The organism is Micromonospora sp. WMMA1998 (assembly GCF_027497375.1).
GTDB lineage: Bacteria > Actinomycetota > Actinomycetes > Mycobacteriales > Micromonosporaceae > Micromonospora > Micromonospora sediminicola.
This window is the reverse complement of the sequence record NZ_CP114911.1, coordinates 3159534-3176899: the sequence shown is the minus strand read 5'-3', so window position 1 is coordinate 3176899 and position 17366 is coordinate 3159534. Positions and strand designations below refer to the sequence as shown.

The following is a 17366-nucleotide window of genomic DNA, read 5'->3' as shown; positions in this document are numbered from 1 at the left end:
CATGACGCGTTTCCTCGTCCGCCGGCTGCTCTCGGCCGCGCTCACGCTCTTCGCGGTCAGCGTACTGAGCTTCCTGATGTTCTTCGCGCTGCCGCGTGACCCGGTCACCGGCATGTGCCCGAAGAACTGCAACCCCGAGCGGCTGGAGCGGGTTCGCCAGGAGCTGGGCCTGCGCGACCCGCTGATCAGCCAGTACGCCGGCTACATGAAGGGCATCGTCACCGGGCGGGACCTGGGCAGCGCCCAGGGCGGCCGGTGCGACGCGCCCTGTCTCGGCTGGTCGTACGTCTCCAACGAGGCGGTCTCGGACACCATCGCCCGGGTGCTGCCGGTGACGCTGAGCATCGTCATCCCGGCGGCCGTCCTGTGGCTGCTGCTCGGCGTCGGCCTGGGCATGTTGTCCGCGCTGCGCCGGGGGAGCTGGCTGGACCGGGCGGCGATCGGCTTCTCGCTGACCGGCGCCTCGCTGCAGCTGTACTTCGTCGGCGCGGTGCTGCTCATCGTGTTCGTCTACAACCTGCGCCTGCTTCCGGTGCCCAGCTACACCTCGTTCTTCGACGACCCCCTGAAATGGAGCAGCGGGCTGGTGCTGGCCTGGTTGGCGCTGGCCTTCCTCTTCTCCGCCATCTACGCCCGGCTGTCCCGGGCGCAGATGTTGGAGACGCTGTCGGAGGACTTCGTCCGCACCGCCCGCGCCAAGGGCCTGGCCAAACGCAAGGTGTACGGCCGACATGCGCTGCGGGCCGCGATCACGCCGGTGGTGACCATCGCCGGCCTGGACGTGGGCGGGGCGCTCGGCGGCACCGTGATCACCGAGACGACATTCGGCCTGAACGGGATGGGTCGGACCGCGGTGGACGCGGTCCGCTCCGGTGACCTGCCGACCATCATGGCGACCGTGCTGATCGCGGCGGTCTTCGTAGTGCTCGCCAACGTGGTGGTGGACCTGCTCTACGCGGTGATCGACCCCCGGGTCCGGCTCGGCTGACCAGCCGGTCCGACGAAATTTATCGAAAACTGTTACACAACTCGTAGTTTTTCTTCTTTACGATCCTCGGGACGTCGGCGGATGCGCCCGGCGTACGGGTGGAGGAGGTAGGACATGCGACCACGCGCAGCGGCCGCCGTCGGCGGCGCCATCGCACTGGTTGTGGGGCTGGGCGCCTGCTCGGAGAACACGGGCGAGGGCACCAAGGTGGACGCGAACCGGCAGCAGACCGGGGTCATCGCGACCGACCCCAAGGACTCGCAGGGGCCGGCGCCGGAGGTGGAGGGCGCGGCCAAGGGCGGCACGTTCACCATCATCCGGGAGACCCCCATCTCCCATCTGGACCCGCAGCGGACGTACTCGTTCGCCGGGCTGATGGCCAGCCCGCTCTTCGCCCGCTACCTGACCACGTGGAAGGACGACGGCAAGGGTGGCCTGGTCCTGGTGGGCGACCTGGCCGAGACGCCGGGCAAGAACGTCAACAACGACTGCAAGGTCTGGGAATTCACCATCAAGGACGGGGTGAAGTTCGAGGACGGCAGCCCGATCACCGCCAAGGAGATCGCGTACGGCATCGCCCGCTCCTTCGACCCGGACCTCACCAGCGGCCCCACCTACATCCAGGAGTGGCTGGCCGACACCGCGCAGTACGACACCAAGTGGGACTTCAAGAAGAACAAGACGTCGCTGCCGCCGGGCCTGACCACGCCGGACGACAAGACGCTCCGGTTCGAGTTCGCCAAGCCGCGCTGCGACCTGCCGTTCGCGGTCTCGCTGCCCACCACGGCGCCGCTGAAGCCGGAGAAGGACACCGGGGTCAACCTGGACCAGAAGCCGTTCTCGTCCGGCCCCTACAAGATCGCCAAGAACCAGGTCGGCGTCCAGCTCACCCTGGACCGCAACCCGAACTGGGACGCGAAGACCGACCCGGTGCGCCACCAGTACCCGGACCAGTTCGTCTGGACCTTCGGCCCGACCCAGGACGCCGCCAACAACCGGGTGATCGCCGACAACGGCGCCGACCAGAGCGCGCTGGCGTTCAACTCGGTGCCGCCGGCGCTGGTCGCGAAGGTGGCCGGTGACCCGGCGTTGAAGTCCCGCACCCTGCTGTCCCCGACCCCGAGCGCCAACCAGCTCGTGATCAACACCCAGCGGGTCAAGGACCTGAAGGTCCGCCAGGCGCTCAACTACGCGATCGACCGCGAGGGCCTGGTCAAGGCGCTCGGCGGCCAGACCGTGGCCCAGCCGATGACCACCCTGATGCCGCCGTCGACCATCGGCTACAAGGCGTACGACGCCTACCCGGCCGGCGCCAACGGCAACCCGGAGAAGGCGAAGGAGCTGCTCGGCGGCCAGACGACGGAGCTGGTCCTCGGCGTCGCGGACAACACCGACGAGCAGCAGATCGCGGTCCAGCTCAAGGGCAACCTGGAGCGCGCCGGCTTCAAGATCACCGTCCGGAACATCCCGGACGACGCGAAGCTGGACGAGGTCAAGAAGAAGGACAACCCGTGGGACCTGTACATCGGTAACTGGGCCGCGGACTGGCCGAGCGGCGCCTCGATCCTGCCGGTGCTCTACGACGGCCGCACCATCAAGGCCGAGGGCAACAGCAACCAGTCGTACTTCAACGACGACGCGATCAACGCCGAGATGGACCGGATCCTGGCGCTGCCCCCGGCCGACCAGGGCCCGGAGTGGGGCAAGCTGGACGAGCGGATCATGAAGGAGCACGCGCCGGTGGTGCCGCTCTACGTGGACGTGGCCTACAACGTGCACGGCTCCAAGGCCGGCGGGGTCTTCATCTCCTCCGTGTTCGGCTACCCGAACTTCGTCAACGCCTTCGTCAAGCAGTAACCCCCCGGCCCGCCGGTAAGGAGGGGCCCCCTTTTAACACGTGAGTGTTAAAAGGGGGCCCCTCCTCTACGCGAGGCGTTAAAAGGGGGCCCTTCCTTACACCAGGTAGCGGCGGAGGAAGTCCAGCTCCAGGCGGAGCAGGCGCTCGGACACCCCGCCGGCGGCCAGGTGGCTCGCGCCGGTGAGCGGCAGCACCGCGTGCGGGCGGCCGGTGGCCAGCAGCGCGGCGGAGAGCCGCAGCGTGTGCGCGGCCAGCACGTTGTCGTCCACCAGCCCGTGCACCAGCAGCATCGGCCGGGCCTGCGCCGGGTCGCCGAGCGGCTCGGCGGCCAATTCGACCAGCGAGTGGTGCGCGTAGACGTCCATCCCGTCGTCCGGCATGCCGAGGTAGCGCTCGCTGTAGGCGGTGTCGTACAGCGCCCAGTCGGTGACCGGCGCCCCGACGATCGCGCACCTGAACAGTTCGGGGTGGCGCAGCACCGCCAGCCCGGCCAGCCAACCGCCGAACGACCAACCGCGCACCGCCACCCGCTCCAGGTCCAGGTCGGGGTGCTTGCCGGCGAGCGCGGTGAGCGCGTCCACCTGGTCGCTCAGGATCACGTCGGCGACCCGACGGTGGATCGCCTTCTCGAACGACGGCGCGATGCCCGGCGTGCCCCGGTTGTCGATGGTCACCACCGCGAAGCCCTGCTCGGCCCACCACTGCCGTTCCAGCCAGGCGCCGCGGGCCGCGATCACCTCCTGGTGGCCGGGGCCGCCGTAGATGTCCAGCAGCACCGGCAACCGGGTGCCCTTGACGTGCTCGACCGGGTAGAGCACCGCGCTGGGCAGCCGCCGGTCGGTCACCCGGACCAGCGTCGGCCGCGGCGCGTACGAGCAGGTGGCGGCCAGTGAGCGCAGCTCGCCCACCTCGCGGTCGCCGTGCCAGACCCGCCACCGCACGCCCGGGTGCTCCAGCGAGGCGATGCCCACGACCAGCGTGGCCCCGCCGATCGCGGCGGTGTGCCAGCCCGGGTCGCTGCCCATCCGGCGGGCGTCCATCCCCCCGCCGATGGTGGTCCGCACCCGGTAGAGGTGGCGTTGGCTGGGCTCGCCCTCGCTCGCCTCCACCAGCAGGTCGGCCGCCTGGCTGGGACCGGCCGGCAACCGCCCGACCACCCGCCGCACGTACAGCGAGGGCGGGGTGAGCAGCGTCCCGTCGGCGAAGAGGCAGCGGGCGTCGTACCCGTCGTGGGCCAGCTCGCCGCCGACCAGCACCCGCCCGTCCGGCAGGTGGGCCGGGGTGCCGGGGATCGGCTCCACCCAGCGCGGGTCGGCCAGCTCCGCGTGCACCTGCGTCTCCCCGGTGCGCGGGTCCACCGCGAGCACCAGGCCGTGCTGCTGCGAGCGGCGCAGGACGGTGATCAGCGGCCCGCCGTCCGCCCAGTCCACCGAGCTGAGGTAGGGGTAGGTCTCGCGGTCCCAGTGCACGTCGACCCAGCCGCCGTCGAGGTCGAGCAGGTGCAGGCTGACCTCCGCGTTCGGGCCGCCGGCCACCGGGTACGCCAGCGACGTCGGCGGGCTCGCCGGCTCGGCCGGGTCGTGCAGGTACCAGCGCTCCAGGCGGGACTCGTCGACCCTCGCGGCCAGGACGCAGCGCCCGTCCGGCGCCCACCAGTAGCCCCGGTAGCGGTGGAACTCCTCGGCCGCGATGTGCTCGGCCAGCCCCCAGGTCACCCCGCTGTCCTCGCCGGCGAGCAGGTTGTCCGTACCGTCCGGCTCGACGACCCGCAGCTGGCCCCGGCGGACGCCCTCGGCCGCGTCGGTGACGTAGGCCAGCCGTTCGCCGGCCGGGTCGGGACGCGGGTCGATCACCGGCCCCTCGGCGGCGACCTCGACCACGTCGCCGTGCACCAGGTCGGCCCGGAACAGCCGCCCGGCCAGCGCGAACGCGGCCACCCGGCCGGCCGCGTCCAGCGCGTACGAGCCGATGCCGCCGGAGCTGAGTCGCAGCCGCTCGCGCAGCGCCCGCTCGCCGGGAGCGAGCCGGGCCGGCTCGGCGTCCGTGCCCAGCAGCACCGCCGGGTCCGCGACCAGGCGTTCCTCGCCGCTGTCGACGTCGAGCAGCCAGAGCGCGTCGGCCGGGTCCTCCGGTCCCGCGGACCGCAGGAAGAGCACCCGGGAGCCGTCCCCCGCGACGGAGACGGCGCGCGGCGCCCCGTGGCTGAACCGACGGGTACGGGCGGCCAGCTCGGGAAAGTCCACGCCTGCAGATCGTAGGCGGGTGCCGGGCGTGATGTGGCCGACCTGGGCGGACGCATGAGCGCCGAGCGGGCAGGACCGCCGGTTAGAGTGACGGGCGTGACGACGCTGCCCGACCGACGCCTCCTGCTGGTCCACGCGCATCCCGACGACGAGTCGATCGGCACCGGCGCGACGATGGCGCACTACGCCGCGGCCGGCGCCCACGTCACGCTGGTGACCTGCACGCTCGGCGAGGAGGGCGAGATCCACGTGCCCGAGCTGACCCAGCTCTGTGCCGCCGAGGCGGACCAGCTCGGCGGCTACCGCATCGGCGAGCTGGCGGCGGCCTGCGCCGCGCTCGGCGTCACCGACCACCGGTTCCTCGGCGGCGCCGGCCGCTACCGCGACTCCGGGATGATGGGGCTGGCCACCAACGACCACCCGCGGGCGTTCTGGCGCGCCGACCTCGACGAGGCCGCCGGGCACCTGCTGGAGGTCATCCGGGAGGTCCGCCCGCAGGTCGTGATCACGTACGACCCGAACGGCTTCTACGGGCACCCCGACCACATCCAGGCGCACCGGGTGGCGATGCGGGGGGTGGAGTTGGCCGCCGCCGAGGGGATCGCCCCGGCCAAGGTCTACTGGACGGCCATGCCGCGCAGCGTGCTGGACGCCGGCCTGGAGGCGTTCACCGAGTCGTCGGACAATCCCTTCGCCGGCATCGACGACGTCGACGAGCTGCCCTTCGGCACGCCGGACGCGCAGATCGCGGCCCGGATCGACGCCACCGAGCAGCACGCCGCCAAGGAGGCGGCGATGCGCGCCCACGCCACCCAGATCCCGGCCAACTCGTGGCTCTACTCGATCGCCGGCAACTTCGGCGCCGAGTTCATGGGGGTCGAATACTTCACGCTCGCGGTTGGCGGCAAGGGCCCGGGCGTCGGCCCGTACGGCTGGGAGGACGACCTGTTCGCCGGGTTGGGCCTGGACGGGCCGGACCGCGCCCCGGTCGCGGCAGCCGGTCTCCGGTGACGCTGCCCGCCGCACCCGTGTCGATCCTTCCCGAGCCGCAGCCACCCGCCTCGCCGTCGCGCGCCGAGCGGGCGCTCGACCGCGTGGTACGCGTGGCCGGGGGCGTGGTGACGGTGTGGGCCGGTGTCCTGGCCGCGCTGCTCGACCTGATCTTCGCGACCTGGGCGTGGGAGACGGTGCAGGGCCGCTCCGGCGGCGCCCAGGCGCTGGTCGGCATCGGTCTGGTGCTCGCCGGGATCGCGGCCGTGGTCGCGTCGACGGTGCTGCTGGGCTCGTTCGCGCACCGGTCGACCGGCACCCGGTGGGCGGTGGCGCTGGCCGCGCTGCCCTGGTTCCTGGTGATCGTCGTGGGCGGCTTCCGCACCACCGAGGGGGACCTGGCGCTGGCCGGCGACAACGTGCTCGGTCTGGCACTGATCGTCGCCGGCGCGGTCACCTTCGCGGTGCTCGGCTTCCGGCAGATCGTGGTGCCGCCGCCGGTCTCCCGGTGAGGTGCTGACGCCGCACAGGTGGCGGTGGTAGACATTCCTGCCAGAGGCCCGCCGTGGGGGCGGGTGGTACGGCGGGAGGCGTGCGATGGCTCAGAGGTGGCGTGCGGTCGGCGTGCTGGCGGCCGCGTTGTTCGCGGTGAACGTGGTGGCCCGGCTGGTCATCCGGTTCGCGTTCCCGGACGACGACACCGCCTCCGGCCGGGTCTCCCTGGCGATGTTCCTGGTGATCGGGCTGATCCTGGCGGGCACGTCGTTCCGCTGGGGTGCCGACCGGCCGCTCGGGCACTGGGCGGGCGACCTGGCCGTCGGCGTGGTCGTGGCGCTGGCGCTGACCGTGTTCGTCGGTCCGCTGCTGGTCGGGGAGAACCCGTTCGGCGGGGGCGCGGGTCTCTTCTTCGCCCAGATCTGGCTCTACCTCGCGGCCACCCTGGCCGGCGTGCTGGTGGGCTACCTGATCCTCACCGCGCTCGGCCGGGACCACCGGTCCCGCCAGCTCAAGCGGTACGCCGAGATGAAGGCGTCCCGGCCCCGCAAGATCGTCCGCCGCTGACCTCAGGGGGCGACCCGGGTCAGGTAGGTGTGGTGGGTGGTGAAGCCGAGCCGGCGGTAGAGCGCCACCGCGCCCACGTTGCGCTGCTCCACCTGGAGGAACGCGCGGGACGCTCCCTCCGCCGCGGCCCACCCGGCCAGGGCGCGCACGACCGCCGCGGCGAACCCCTGCCGGCGGGCCTCCGGCAGCACCTCCAGCAGGCTGACGCCGAACCAGCGGCCCTCGCCGGTGACGGTGCCCCGGCCGACCGCGAGCAGCCGGCCGGCGACCCGCAGCTCGGCGAAGCGGACCCGGTCCACGGCGGTGAGCACGTGCCGCGCCTCCGCCGGGAGCCCACCCTTGCGGTCGGCGGCGACCGCCAGCCAGTCGTCGGCGGGCGCGTCGGCCAGCGTCACCCGCCGCTCCGGCGTGACGTCGGCGTCCGGTGCGGTCAGGGTGGCCAGCGGGACGGTCTGGACCAGCACCGGCGGGCGGGCCGTCCAGCCGCGCGCGTCCAGTTCCGCGCCGACCGGGGCGGCCAGCGGCAGCGGAGTGTTCACCAGCGCCGGTTGGCCCCGGTCGGCGTACCAGCGCTGCACGGCGTCCAGCGCGGCGGGCAGCGGGCGGTCCGGGTCGCCGATCGGCAGCGCGCTGTTCGCCCGGCCGGTCCAGCCGGCGGCCGAGCGCAGGCGCCAGTCGCCGAGCCGTCCGCGTACCGGGGCGGGCCAGGCCTCGTCGGCGGCCACCTCCAGGTCGACCACGGCGGCGGCGGTGGGCCGGCGGGCCGGCGGCACCCGCTTGGCCCGGTGCACCTCGCCGACCGGTACGCGCAGCGGACCGGCGTCGGTGGCGAGCGTGATGTGCGTCTCGCTCAGCTCGACCAGCTCGCCGAGCGCGTCGGAGAACAGCGGCCGGCCGCCCCGAATCCCCACAATCCGGCGGACCACGATCCGGTGTCCCACGTCCTGCTGTCGGAGCACGATCGACCCCCTCCCCGGCGAGATACTAGGCTCTTACCGTTGCGGATGATCGCGACGAGTCTTGCGGAGGAGAAGACCGGTGACCTACATCATCGCCGAGCCGTGCGTGGACGTGCTCGACAAGGCATGCATCGAGGAGTGCCCGGTCGACTGCATCTACGAGGGCAACCGGATGCTCTACATCCACCCCGACGAGTGCGTCGACTGTGGTGCCTGTGAGCCGGTCTGCCCGGTCGAAGCGATCTTCTACGAGGACGACGTGCCGGAGCAGTGGAAGGACTACACCGGCGCGAACTACGAGTTCTTCGAGGACCTGGGTTCGCCCGGGGGCGCCTCCAAGATCGGCAAGGTGGAGAAGGACGCCACCTTCGTCGCCGCGCAGCCGCCGCGCGGCGAGGGCCACTGAGCCGGCCCACGCCGGTCTCGGCACGGCTGCCCGAGTTCACCTGGGACACGCTGGACGCCGCGGCCGCCACGGCCGCGGCGCACCCGGGTGGTCTGATCAACCTCTCCATGGGCACGCCGGTCGACCCGGTGCCACCGTTGATCCGGCAGGCGCTGGCCGACGCGTCGGACGCGCCGGGCTACCCGTTGACCGCGGGCACGCCCGCGCTGCGGGACGCCATCGCGGCCTGGGTGGCCCGGGCCTGCGGCGCGGGCGTCGACGGGCTGGGCGTGCTGCCGACGATCGGCTCCAAGGAGCTGGTGGCCTGGCTGCCCACGCTGCTCGGGCTCGGCCCCGGTGACGTCGTCGTGGTGCCGTCGGTCGCCTACCCGACGTACGAGGACGGGGCGCGGCTGGCCGGTGCCACCACGGTGCGCAGCGACTCGCTGACCGCCCTCGGCCCGGATCCCCGGGTGCGCCTGGTCTGGGTCAACTCGCCCGGCAACCCGACCGGCCGGGTGCTGCCCGCCGCCCACCTGCGCAAGGTGGTCGAGTGGGCGCGGGAACGCGGGGCGGTGGTCGCCAGCGACGAGTGCTACCTGCCGCTGGGGTGGGACGCCGAGCCCGTCTCGGTCCTCTCGCCCGAGGTCTGCGGCGGGTCGTACGCGGGTGTGCTGGCGGTGCACTCGCTCTCCAAGCGCTCCAACCTGGCCGGCTACCGGGCCGGCTTCGTCGCCGGCGACCCGGCCCTGGTGGCCGAGCTGCTCAAGATCCGTAAGCACGCCGGCATGATCGTGCCGGCCCCGGTGCAGGCCGCCATGGTGGCCGCGCTCGGCGACCAGGCCCACGCCGACGCCCAGCGGGAGCGCTACCGGGCCCGGCGGGAGAAGCTGCGGGCCGCGTTCACCGGCGCCGGCTTCACCGTCGAGCACTCCGAGGCCGGGCTCTACCTGTGGCTGACCCGCGGCGAGGACTGCTGGGACACGGTCGACTGGCTGGCCCGTCGGGGCATCCTGGTCGCCGCCGGGGTGTTCTACGGCTCGGCCGGCGCTCGGCACGTTCGGGTGGCGCTGACCGAGTCCGACGAGCGCGTCGACGCGGTGGCCGGCCGGCTGGCCGAGGCCTGACCGCCCGGCCGCCGGCCCCGCAGGGGAACCGGCGGCCGGAACGGGTCAGCCGTTGATCCGCCGGAACACCGTCAGCAGCGTGTCCCGGCTGCGCTTCTCCAGGAACTCGCTGGCCATCAGCTCCTGCATCTGCACGGTGCGGCCGTCGAACAGGGTCAGCGTGGCCTTCAACGGCACCTCCCGCCGCACCTCCACCGAGGTGATCTCCTCGTACGGCAGGTAGGGGTGCCGGCCGGCCAGTTCGGCGACCGGCACCGAGCCGACCAGCGCGGTCAGCCGCTTCTCGCCCTCGCCGGCCTTGCCCGGGTCGGGGATCAGCACCAGGCCGTTGTCGAGCACCAGCACGTCGTGCTCCCGGCCGTCGATCTTGATGTTGGCCAGCCCGCCGATCAGGTCGGCGTCCCGGGCCGACGCGCGGGCCTGCACCACAGTGGCGGCGCCGACGTCGATCCCCAGCGCGGCCAGCCGGGCCAGCGCCTCGTCCAGGCTCTCCGGCGCGACCGCCAGCTTGGCCACCTCGGCCAGGTCCCACGGCTCACCCGCCGGACCGACCAGCTGCGCCGGCCCGGACCAGGACAGCTGCCACCGGGCCCGCCCGGCGCGTACCGCCGCGTTGTCCAGCAGGGTCTCCATCGGGCCGGCGAAGGCGGCGGCGGCCTCCTCGCGGGTGGCGCCGCCGAAGAACCGCTCGGCGAACTCGCCGAGCCGGCCCGCGCGGACCAGCTCCAGCACGGTCGGCAGTCCCGGCCCGGCGTTGCCGGTGAACCGGCCGGCCGCCCGGTAGATGCCGTCCGCCTGCTGCTGCACGCCGGCGGCCACCGACTCGGCGACGAACTCCGGCCAGGGCAGCAGCCGCCGCGAGCCGTGCTCGACCACCAGTGACTGGAGCGCGCGGCCGGCGCCGGCCACGTCGGCGAGCAGGATCCAGGCCGGTCGGTCGTCCGCACCCGCCGCCGTCGCCGGCACGGACGTCATCGCGGCTACGCGGACGCCGATCGGCGGGTGGGTGTCCCACCGGGACGGCGTGCCCTCCGGGGCGTTCTCCCGCAGCTCGTCGATCTCGTCGCGGCGCGCCTGGAGCAGGTGCGCGAAGCCGCCGAAGAGGTCGTCCGGCGCGAGCCCGGCCGACCAGCCCGGCTCGACGTAGCGGCGCATGTAGAAGCCCCAGGCGGCGTCCAGCGCCGGCAGCGTGCGCAGCGCCGAGGTGGCCGCCTCGGTGCCGGCGAGCGCGACGGAGGCGCGGTCCGCCTCCAGCTCCTGACGGCGCGACGCGGCGTTGTCGACCATCAGGTAGAGCATCGCGTAACCCTTGAACACCCAGCCGATCGGGTTGCGCGGGCTGATCCGCTCGATGGTCTCCCCGATCGCCACCCGGCCCCGGTAGGCGACGCCGCCCAACCGGGTGTGCCGGCCGGAGTAGTGGCCCAGCTCGTGCGCCAGGACCGACCGGAGCTGGTCGATCCGCATGGCCTGGAGCAGCGGCAACCCGAGGTAGAGGGTGCGCCGTCCGGCGACCAGGCCGAGCAGCCTGCTCTGCTCGCCGACCGCCGCGTTCACCTCCGGCACCAGCCGGATCTCGTCCGGCGCCCGGGTGCCGACCGCCGTCGCCAGCTCACGCACGGTGGCCCAGAGCTGGGGCGCGGCGCGCTCGTCCAGGATCAGGCCGGGCGCCGGCTCGTTCTTCGTACGGATCGCCTTCCACATCCCCACGCCGACCGCGCCCAGCGCGACCACCAGCGGCAGCAGCAGCTTGCCGGTGATCACGCCGCTGGTGTGGCCGAACAGCCAGACCCCGAGCGCGACCACGGCGGCGAGCTGGAGCAGCGCGACGACGTAGAAACCGATCAACATGACCACCGAGGCGAGCGCCCGGTACGTCGCGGACATGCGTTTCCCTTTCCCCGTTCACGAAGGCCCGACCTGTCGATCCGTCGAGCCGCCGGGGGACCGTACGACGTGGGTCCGACCGGGACATCCCCCGTCCGTTCGAATTGATCTCTCCCGACGGCCGGACCGTGGTCCCGGCCGGCGCGGTGGGCGATATCCTCGGCAGGACTTCCCCCGGGCCGTCCGGCTCCGGGGCGACGCGGACGCCGAGGTGGGCCGATGGTGGGCGAGGCCGGCGGGCTGGCGCGCGCGGCGGTGGTCGGCACCGGGTTGATCGGCGGGTCGGTGCTGTTCCGGCTGCGCGACGCGGGACTCGACGTGGCCGGGTGGGATCCGCAGCCGGAGGTCCGGCGACGGCTCCGTGACCGGGGCGTCGCGGTGTCCGACGCGGTCGAGCAGGCGGTCGCCGACCGGGACGTGGTGTTCGTCTGCGGGCCGCTGCCCACGCTGCCCACCATGCTGGCCCGGGTGGCCGCCGCCACCGACGACGGGTGTGTGCTCACCGACGTGGGCAGCACCAAGGCGGAGGTGGCCACGGCCGCCACCGCGCAGGGGCTCGGGCACCGGTTCGTGCCCGGTCATCCGATGGCCGGCGCCGACCGGGCCGGTGTCGGTGCGGCCGGCGCGGAGCTGCTCGACGGCGCCGCCTGGGTGCTCTGCCCGGGGCCGGCCGGCCTGGACGCGTTCCGCCGGCTCGCGGCGTTGCTCGTCGACGTCTTCCACGCGCGGGTGGTGCCGATGTCGGCGCCGGAGCACGACGCCGCCGCCGCGCTCGCCTCGCACGTGCCGCACGTGCTGGCCGGCGCGTTGGCCGGCACGGTGCAGCGCTCGGCGCTGCGGGACGCGGTGCTGGCGCTGGCCGCCGGCAGTTTCGCCGACGGCACCCGGGTCGCCGGTGGCCCGCCCGAGCGGACCGCGAACATGCTGCTCGCCAACCGGGACCGGGTGCTGGTCGAGTTGACCGCCGTCGGCGCGTTCCTGGACGAGGTGGCCACGGCGTTGCGGGCCGGCGACGCCGACGCGCTGACCGGCCGGCTGGCCGAGGCGCGGGCGGCCCGGGCCACGCTGCGCGCGCGGGGGTTCACCGCGCACCGGCGGGAGTTCCCGGCCGGCGCGGACCACGCCGGCGAGCTGGCCTACCTGCGTGGCCTGGGCGCGGCGGGCGGCCACCTGACCGGGTGCCGGGTGACGGCCGGCGCGGTCGGCTACACGGCGCACCTGCCGGCCACCCCGCCGTTAGGCTGAGCGGCATGGCGGACGCACCGGTCGTGGCGGTACGCGGCGAGGCGTACCGGGAGGTGGCCCCCGAGCTGGCCCGGTTCACGGTGACCGCGGTCGCGCGGGACCGCGACCGGGAGACCACGCTGACCCGCCTCGCCGAACGGGCCGCCGCGGTGCGCGCGCTGCTCGACGCCGCCGGGCCGACCGTGGAACGGCGGGAGACCGGCCAGGTCCGGGTCTGGCCGGTGACGAAGCGCTCCGGCGAGCGGGTGGTGGCCTACCAGGGCAGCGTGAGCACCACGGTCACGGTCACCGACTTCACCGCGCTGGGCGAGCTGATGCTGCGCCTGGCCGACCAGGAGCAGGTCGAGGTGGCCGGTCCGGTGTGGTCCCTGCGGCCGGACAGCCCGGCCTACCGGGAGGCGCGGCAGGCCGCGATCGCCGACGCGCTGGTCCGAGCCCGGGAGTACGCGGAGGCGCTCGGTGCCCGGGTGACCGCCCTACGGGAGCTGGCCGACACCGGTCTGACCGCCGCGCCGCCGATGCTGGCGAAGGCCGCGTTCGCCCGGTCCGGCGACTCCGCTCCGGAGCTGGAGCTGGACCCGGCTCCGCAGCCGGTGCAGGCGGCGGTCGAGGCGCGGTTCACCATCAGCGAGCCGGTGCTCGACTGATGCCGCCGGCCCAGGTGCTCCCGCTCCGCGAGCTGGTCGCCCGCGCCCGAACGCTGGCTGAGGACGGCCCCCGGCAGCTGCTCGGCATCGCCGGCGCGCCCGGGGCGGGCAAGTCCACGCTGGCGCAACGGATCGTGGCCGAGGTCGGCCCGACCGCCCGACTGGTGCCGATGGACGGCTTCCACCTGGCCGGGTCGGCGCTGGCCCGGCTCGGCCGCGCGGCGCGCAAGGGCGCGCCGGACACGTTCGACGTCAACGGGTTCGTCACCATGCTGCGCCGGCTGCGGCGGCTGGAGCCGACGTCGGTGTGGGCGCCGGAGTTCCGCCGCGACCTGGAGGAGCCGGTCGCCGGCGCGATCGAGGTGCCGCCCGAGGTGCGCCTGGTGGTCACCGAGGGCAACTACCTGCTGCTGCGGGACGACCCGTGGGAGGAGGTGCGTTCGCTGCTGCACCAGGCGTGGTTCCTCGACCTGGACGCCGAGTTGCGGCTGCGCCGGCTCACCGCCCGGCACGAGGCGTACGGGAAGTCGCCGGAGCAGGCACGCGCCTGGGCGCTCGGCAGCGACGAGGAGAACGCCCGGCTGGTGGCCGGCACGGCGGGGCAGGCCGACCTGGTGGTCCGGCTAGCCGAGCCGTTGCCGGGGTGACGGCACGGTCCGGCGCAGCAGCCGGGCCACCACGGCCCGCTCGCGGGCGAACTCGACCGCCTCCGGATATCCGCTGTGGCTGCGGATCGGCGGGTCGGCCACCTCGCCGCCCGAGGGGTGCAGCGCCTCCGGGTCGGCCACCGGCACGTCCCGCTGCCCGGCGCTGACCGGCCAGCCGAGCGGGTCGGTGTCCCGCCAGAAGTTCGTCCAGGCGACATGCCCGCCGGGCCAGGTGAGCGCCCGGGCCAGGGTGCGCAGGCGCTCGGGCCCGAAGTAGGCCGGGAAGACCCGCCCGTAGAGCCGGGTCAGCTGGCAGCCGTAGGAGAAGAACCAGGTCCGTCGCCGCCACCGGCGGGGCAGTTGGAGCAGCACCGCGGCGCAGATGACGGTGCCCTGGCTGTGCCCGGAGAGGATCACCCCGTCCATCCGGTCGGGATGGTGTGGTGGCAGCGCCAGCAGCCCGGCCACCCGGGTCTGGAGTTCCGGCACGGCGCGCTCGGCGTAGCTGGGCGGGGCGAGCGGGTGCGCCCCCCGGGGCCAGAACGTGCACACGTCCCAGATCACGCCCACGGACCGGCGGACCGAGTCGGTGCGGTAGATCAGCAGCCCGAGCGCGCTCGCCATCACCGGCAGCCAGCCGAGCAACGCGTCACCCCGCTCGGCGGCCCAGTGGACCGCGGCCTGCCAGCCGGCCGGGGAGAGCGGGCTGGGCCGGTGGCCGGAGAGTGCCGCGGCGCAGCAGAGGGTGACAAGCGCCGCGGAGACGGTGGCGTAGCAGCCGACCAGCCGGACGGCGTGCTCGCCGACGAGCCGGTGCAGGGCCCGGTAGGTGCTGACGTCACGGCACCGACGCAGGTCGTGGGCGGAGAGGCCGCCGGCGGCGGTCAGTCGGCCGTACTCGGCGCGGCGCAGGCGGTGCAGCAGGACCGCGACCCGCACCAGCAGCGCGAGCAGGGCGAGCAGGCCGATCACGCAGGCCAGCCCGGCCCAGAACACGGCGAGCGGCGGCACCACCCGGCTTGGCCCGCTCGGCTCCGCCTGCCCGTCGAGCCGGTCGCTGACCCAGTAGAGCAGCCCGGCGCAGTACGCCACGGCCATCATCCAGCCGAAGCCCGCGATGACCGCCGGCGCGCACCCGCGCCAGGCGAGATCGGTGTACGCCCCGAGCGGCTGGGCGGGCACGGCGGGCCGGAGGCGGGGCAACAGCAGGCCGGCGACGGCCAGCGCGACCACCGGGCCGACGAGCATCCAGGTGTTCACTCCGTCCGGCGCGGGGGGAAGACCCGGTAGGCCGCGCTCGATCCAGGTCGTTCCGAGCGGCAGTAGTACCGCGCCGAGCACCGGTCCGAGCAACGCCCGCCGGCCGGAGCGGTTCGCCGCGGCGATGGCCACCAGCAACAGCACCTGGTAGGTGACGAGCCAGGCGACCGCGGTGTCGTACCCGGGCAACGATCGGTCGGTGCGGCATCCGGCCAGGTGGGGTTGCGCGACGCACCCGATCGGCGGTCGGTAGGTCGACAGCGGCTGACCGGCCGGACCGTCCGGGAGCAGCAGCAGGGCGAACGTGCCGACCAGGCTCAGCAGGGTGAGCCCGGCCACCGCCGCGCTCCACCGGCCGAGCGGAGTCGCGCCCTGGCGCCGGCTGAGCCAGGGGCGACCCACCGCGACCACGGCGATCGCCACCACGGCGGCGAACAGCGTCACCGTCGACCAGGCGATCACGGCCCGCGTGCCACGTGGCGGATCCATGATCATGACGGCGGCCACCGGCACGGCGGCGGCCACCACCGCCCCGGTGCACAGGTGCAGCACCGCGGCCCGGCGCAGCTGGCCCTCCCCGTTCCAGAACGTCGGGTCCTGCAACGGGTTCTCCGGCACTTCCGGCGGTTCCGGTCGCTCGACCGGCTGACCGCCGTCCTCCGGCGCGATCTGGCGGTGGCGGGGCTCGGCCGGCATCTGCGCCTCGTACTGGTAGGTGCGCCAGGCCACCAGGCCGATCGCGCCGACCACGAGCAGCGGGAGCAGCAGGCCGAGGGCGAGCGCCCGGGTGCCCTGGCGCCACCAGGAGTTGCCGAGGAACTCCCACGGCCCGGGGAGCTGGCCGAGGCAGTCCCGTCCGACGCACTGCCAGCCGATGAGGTCGACGCCGACCCCGGTCACCGCGATCACCAGGGTGCAGGTCAGGCTCAGGCAGAACAGCCGGATGAGCCAGGCGGTGATGCCGGACCGGCTGCCCCAGCGCTCCTGGTCCGGGTCCGGCGGGATGCCGGTGCGGGCGTGCAGGGCGACGTTGGCCAGCGCGAAGGGCAGCAGGAGCGTCCACAGGGCCCGCTCGACGTCCCGCCGGGTCCGCGCGCCGGAGGTCAGCCGCCCCCAGCTGTACGCCTCGACCGTGACCGGGTCGTCCCGCTGGGCCGCGCTCGACCGGTAGAAGCCGGTCACCGGCCCGCCGGCGACCTGTGCCGGTTGCGGACCGTCACCGCCTGGCGTGCCATGGAGACCGAGCAGCTGATCGGGCGGGGTGTTGGACACCCCGTGCACCCGCAGCTCCAGCACCCGTTCCATCGCGCCTCCCCGGAGTGAACTCCTCACTACCCAGGGTGCATGCCCGTTCCGGAATCCGCATCCGCTGGAACGCTTGTTTTTGCAGGTCAGGCCGGCTCGCCGAGGGTCCTGACCGGACGGGCAGGGTTACCGAACGCCACCACGTTCGCCGGCAGGTCCCGGGTCACCACCGCGCCGGCACCCACCACCGTGTTGTCGCCGATGGTCACCCCGGCGAGCACGATCACTCCGCCGCCGAGCCAGACGTTGTCACCGATGGTGATGGGCTTGGCGGCTTCCCACTTGGCCCGCCGGGCCTCCGGCTCCACCGGGTGGGTGGCGGTGAGCAGTTGCACGTTCGGTCCGATTTGGACGTCGGCGCCGATGGTGATCCGGGCGACGTCGAGGAAGACCGCGTTGAAGTTGACGAAGCTGCGCGGTCCGATGTGGGTCTGGAAGCCGTAGTCGCAGTGGAACGGCGGCCGCACCCAGGTGTCCTCGCCCAGCGTGCCGAGCAGGTCGCGCAGCGCGGCGAGCCGGCCCTCGGGGTCCTCCGCCGAGCTGCGGTTGAAGCGTTCGGTGAGTCGTGCGGCGCGGTCCAGGTCGGCGATGATCGCGGGGTCGTCGGCGATGTACTGCTCGCCGGCGAGCATCCGGTCCCTCATGGCGGTCATCGGTGGATCATGCCCGGTCCGCCCGGCGGTGCGGTACCGGTTCGGTCGGATTGGCGACTTCCCGCTGCATACCCGGTATGCAATTCTGATAACTCGCATCGATGTATTCC

The 17366-nt window shown here is 73.9% G+C and carries 15 protein-coding genes; 10 read left to right on the top strand and 5 right to left on the bottom strand.

Translation table 11 applies throughout. The features are described from left to right. Position 1 precedes the first annotated feature (1 nt). Both O7600_RS14140 and O7600_RS14135 read left to right on the top strand, forming a co-directional pair. On the top strand, positions 2-988 hold the full coding sequence (locus O7600_RS14140) for an ABC transporter permease (RefSeq protein WP_281593993.1): 987 nt from the start codon (positions 2-4) through the stop codon (positions 986-988). Between the two features lie 114 nt (positions 989-1102). After that, complete coding sequence (locus O7600_RS14135) at positions 1103-2845, top strand: ABC transporter substrate-binding protein (protein WP_281593992.1); 1743 nt, start codon at positions 1103-1105, stop codon at positions 2843-2845. Between the two features lie 96 nt (positions 2846-2941). On the opposite strand, the gene O7600_RS14130 is transcribed toward O7600_RS14135, so the two are convergent. Beyond that, complete coding sequence (locus O7600_RS14130) at positions 2942-5089, bottom strand: prolyl oligopeptidase family serine peptidase (RefSeq protein ID WP_281593991.1); 2148 nt, start codon at positions 5087-5089, stop codon at positions 2942-2944. An 87-nt stretch (positions 5090-5176) separates the two neighbouring features. On the opposite strand from O7600_RS14130, the gene mshB reads away from it, so the two are divergent. The 3 genes from mshB (at position 5177) to O7600_RS14115 (ending at position 7141) form a co-directional block, all read left to right on the top strand. Beyond that, entirely contained in the window at positions 5177-6100 is a 924-nt protein-coding gene (gene mshB / locus O7600_RS14125; RefSeq protein ID WP_281593990.1) for an N-acetyl-1-D-myo-inositol-2-amino-2-deoxy-alpha-D-glucopyranoside deacetylase, read from the top strand. After that, the gene (locus O7600_RS14120; protein ID WP_091570671.1) at positions 6097-6591 is read left to right on the top strand and encodes a hypothetical protein; all 495 of its coding nucleotides are present in this window, start codon (positions 6097-6099) and stop codon (positions 6589-6591) included. Before mshB ends, O7600_RS14120 begins: the two co-directional genes overlap by 4 nt. Positions 6592-6676: 85 nt before the next feature. Then, the gene (locus tag O7600_RS14115) at positions 6677-7141 is read left to right on the top strand and encodes a hypothetical protein (protein WP_281593989.1); all 465 of its coding nucleotides are present in this window, start codon (positions 6677-6679) and stop codon (positions 7139-7141) included. A 2-nt stretch (positions 7142-7143) separates the two neighbouring features. Here O7600_RS14115 and O7600_RS14110 read toward each other — a convergent pair whose 3' ends face one another. Further along, complete coding sequence (locus tag O7600_RS14110) at positions 7144-8100, bottom strand: GNAT family N-acetyltransferase (protein WP_281593988.1); 957 nt, start codon at positions 8098-8100, stop codon at positions 7144-7146. Positions 8101-8179: 79 nt separating this feature from the next. Between O7600_RS14110 and fdxA the strand changes: the two genes are divergently transcribed. Both fdxA and dapC read left to right on the top strand, forming a co-directional pair. Beyond that, on the top strand, positions 8180-8506 hold the full coding sequence (gene fdxA, locus O7600_RS14105) for a ferredoxin (protein WP_007464872.1): 327 nt from the start codon (positions 8180-8182) through the stop codon (positions 8504-8506). Next, entirely contained in the window at positions 8503-9612 is a 1110-nt protein-coding gene (dapC, locus tag O7600_RS14100; RefSeq protein ID WP_281594160.1) for a succinyldiaminopimelate transaminase, read from the top strand. Before fdxA ends, dapC begins: the two co-directional genes overlap by 4 nt. A 45-nt stretch (positions 9613-9657) precedes the next feature. Here dapC and O7600_RS14095 read toward each other — a convergent pair whose 3' ends face one another. Then, on the bottom strand, positions 9658-11499 hold the full coding sequence (locus O7600_RS14095; protein ID WP_281593987.1) for a M48 family metallopeptidase: 1842 nt from the start codon (positions 11497-11499) through the stop codon (positions 9658-9660). A 219-nt stretch (positions 11500-11718) separates the two neighbouring features. On the opposite strand from O7600_RS14095, the gene O7600_RS14090 reads away from it, so the two are divergent. From O7600_RS14090 to O7600_RS14080, 3 genes are read left to right on the top strand one after another with little or no spacing between them, the layout of a single operon-like run. Further along, positions 11719-12744, top strand: a complete 1026-nt coding sequence (locus O7600_RS14090; RefSeq protein ID WP_281593986.1) for a prephenate dehydrogenase/arogenate dehydrogenase family protein — start codon at positions 11719-11721, stop codon at positions 12742-12744. Between the two features lie 5 nt (positions 12745-12749). Beyond that, complete coding sequence (locus O7600_RS14085; RefSeq protein ID WP_281593985.1) at positions 12750-13391, top strand: SIMPL domain-containing protein; 642 nt, start codon at positions 12750-12752, stop codon at positions 13389-13391. Next, positions 13391-14038: a nucleoside/nucleotide kinase family protein gene (locus O7600_RS14080; protein ID WP_281593984.1), complete on the top strand. Its 648-nt coding sequence runs from the start codon at positions 13391-13393 to the stop codon at positions 14036-14038. The genes O7600_RS14085 and O7600_RS14080 overlap by 1 nt, the downstream gene beginning before the upstream one ends. On the opposite strand, the gene O7600_RS14075 is transcribed toward O7600_RS14080, so the two are convergent. Next, complete coding sequence (locus tag O7600_RS14075) at positions 14015-16603, bottom strand: hypothetical protein (protein WP_281593983.1); 2589 nt, start codon at positions 16601-16603, stop codon at positions 14015-14017. The genes O7600_RS14080 and O7600_RS14075 overlap by 24 nt on opposite strands. An 86-nt stretch (positions 16604-16689) precedes the next feature. Beyond that, positions 16690-17256 (bottom strand): sugar O-acetyltransferase, encoded by a 567-nt coding sequence (locus tag O7600_RS14070; RefSeq protein WP_281593982.1) that lies wholly within the window; start codon positions 17254-17256, stop codon positions 16690-16692. Between the last annotated feature and the right edge of the window lie 110 nt (positions 17257-17366).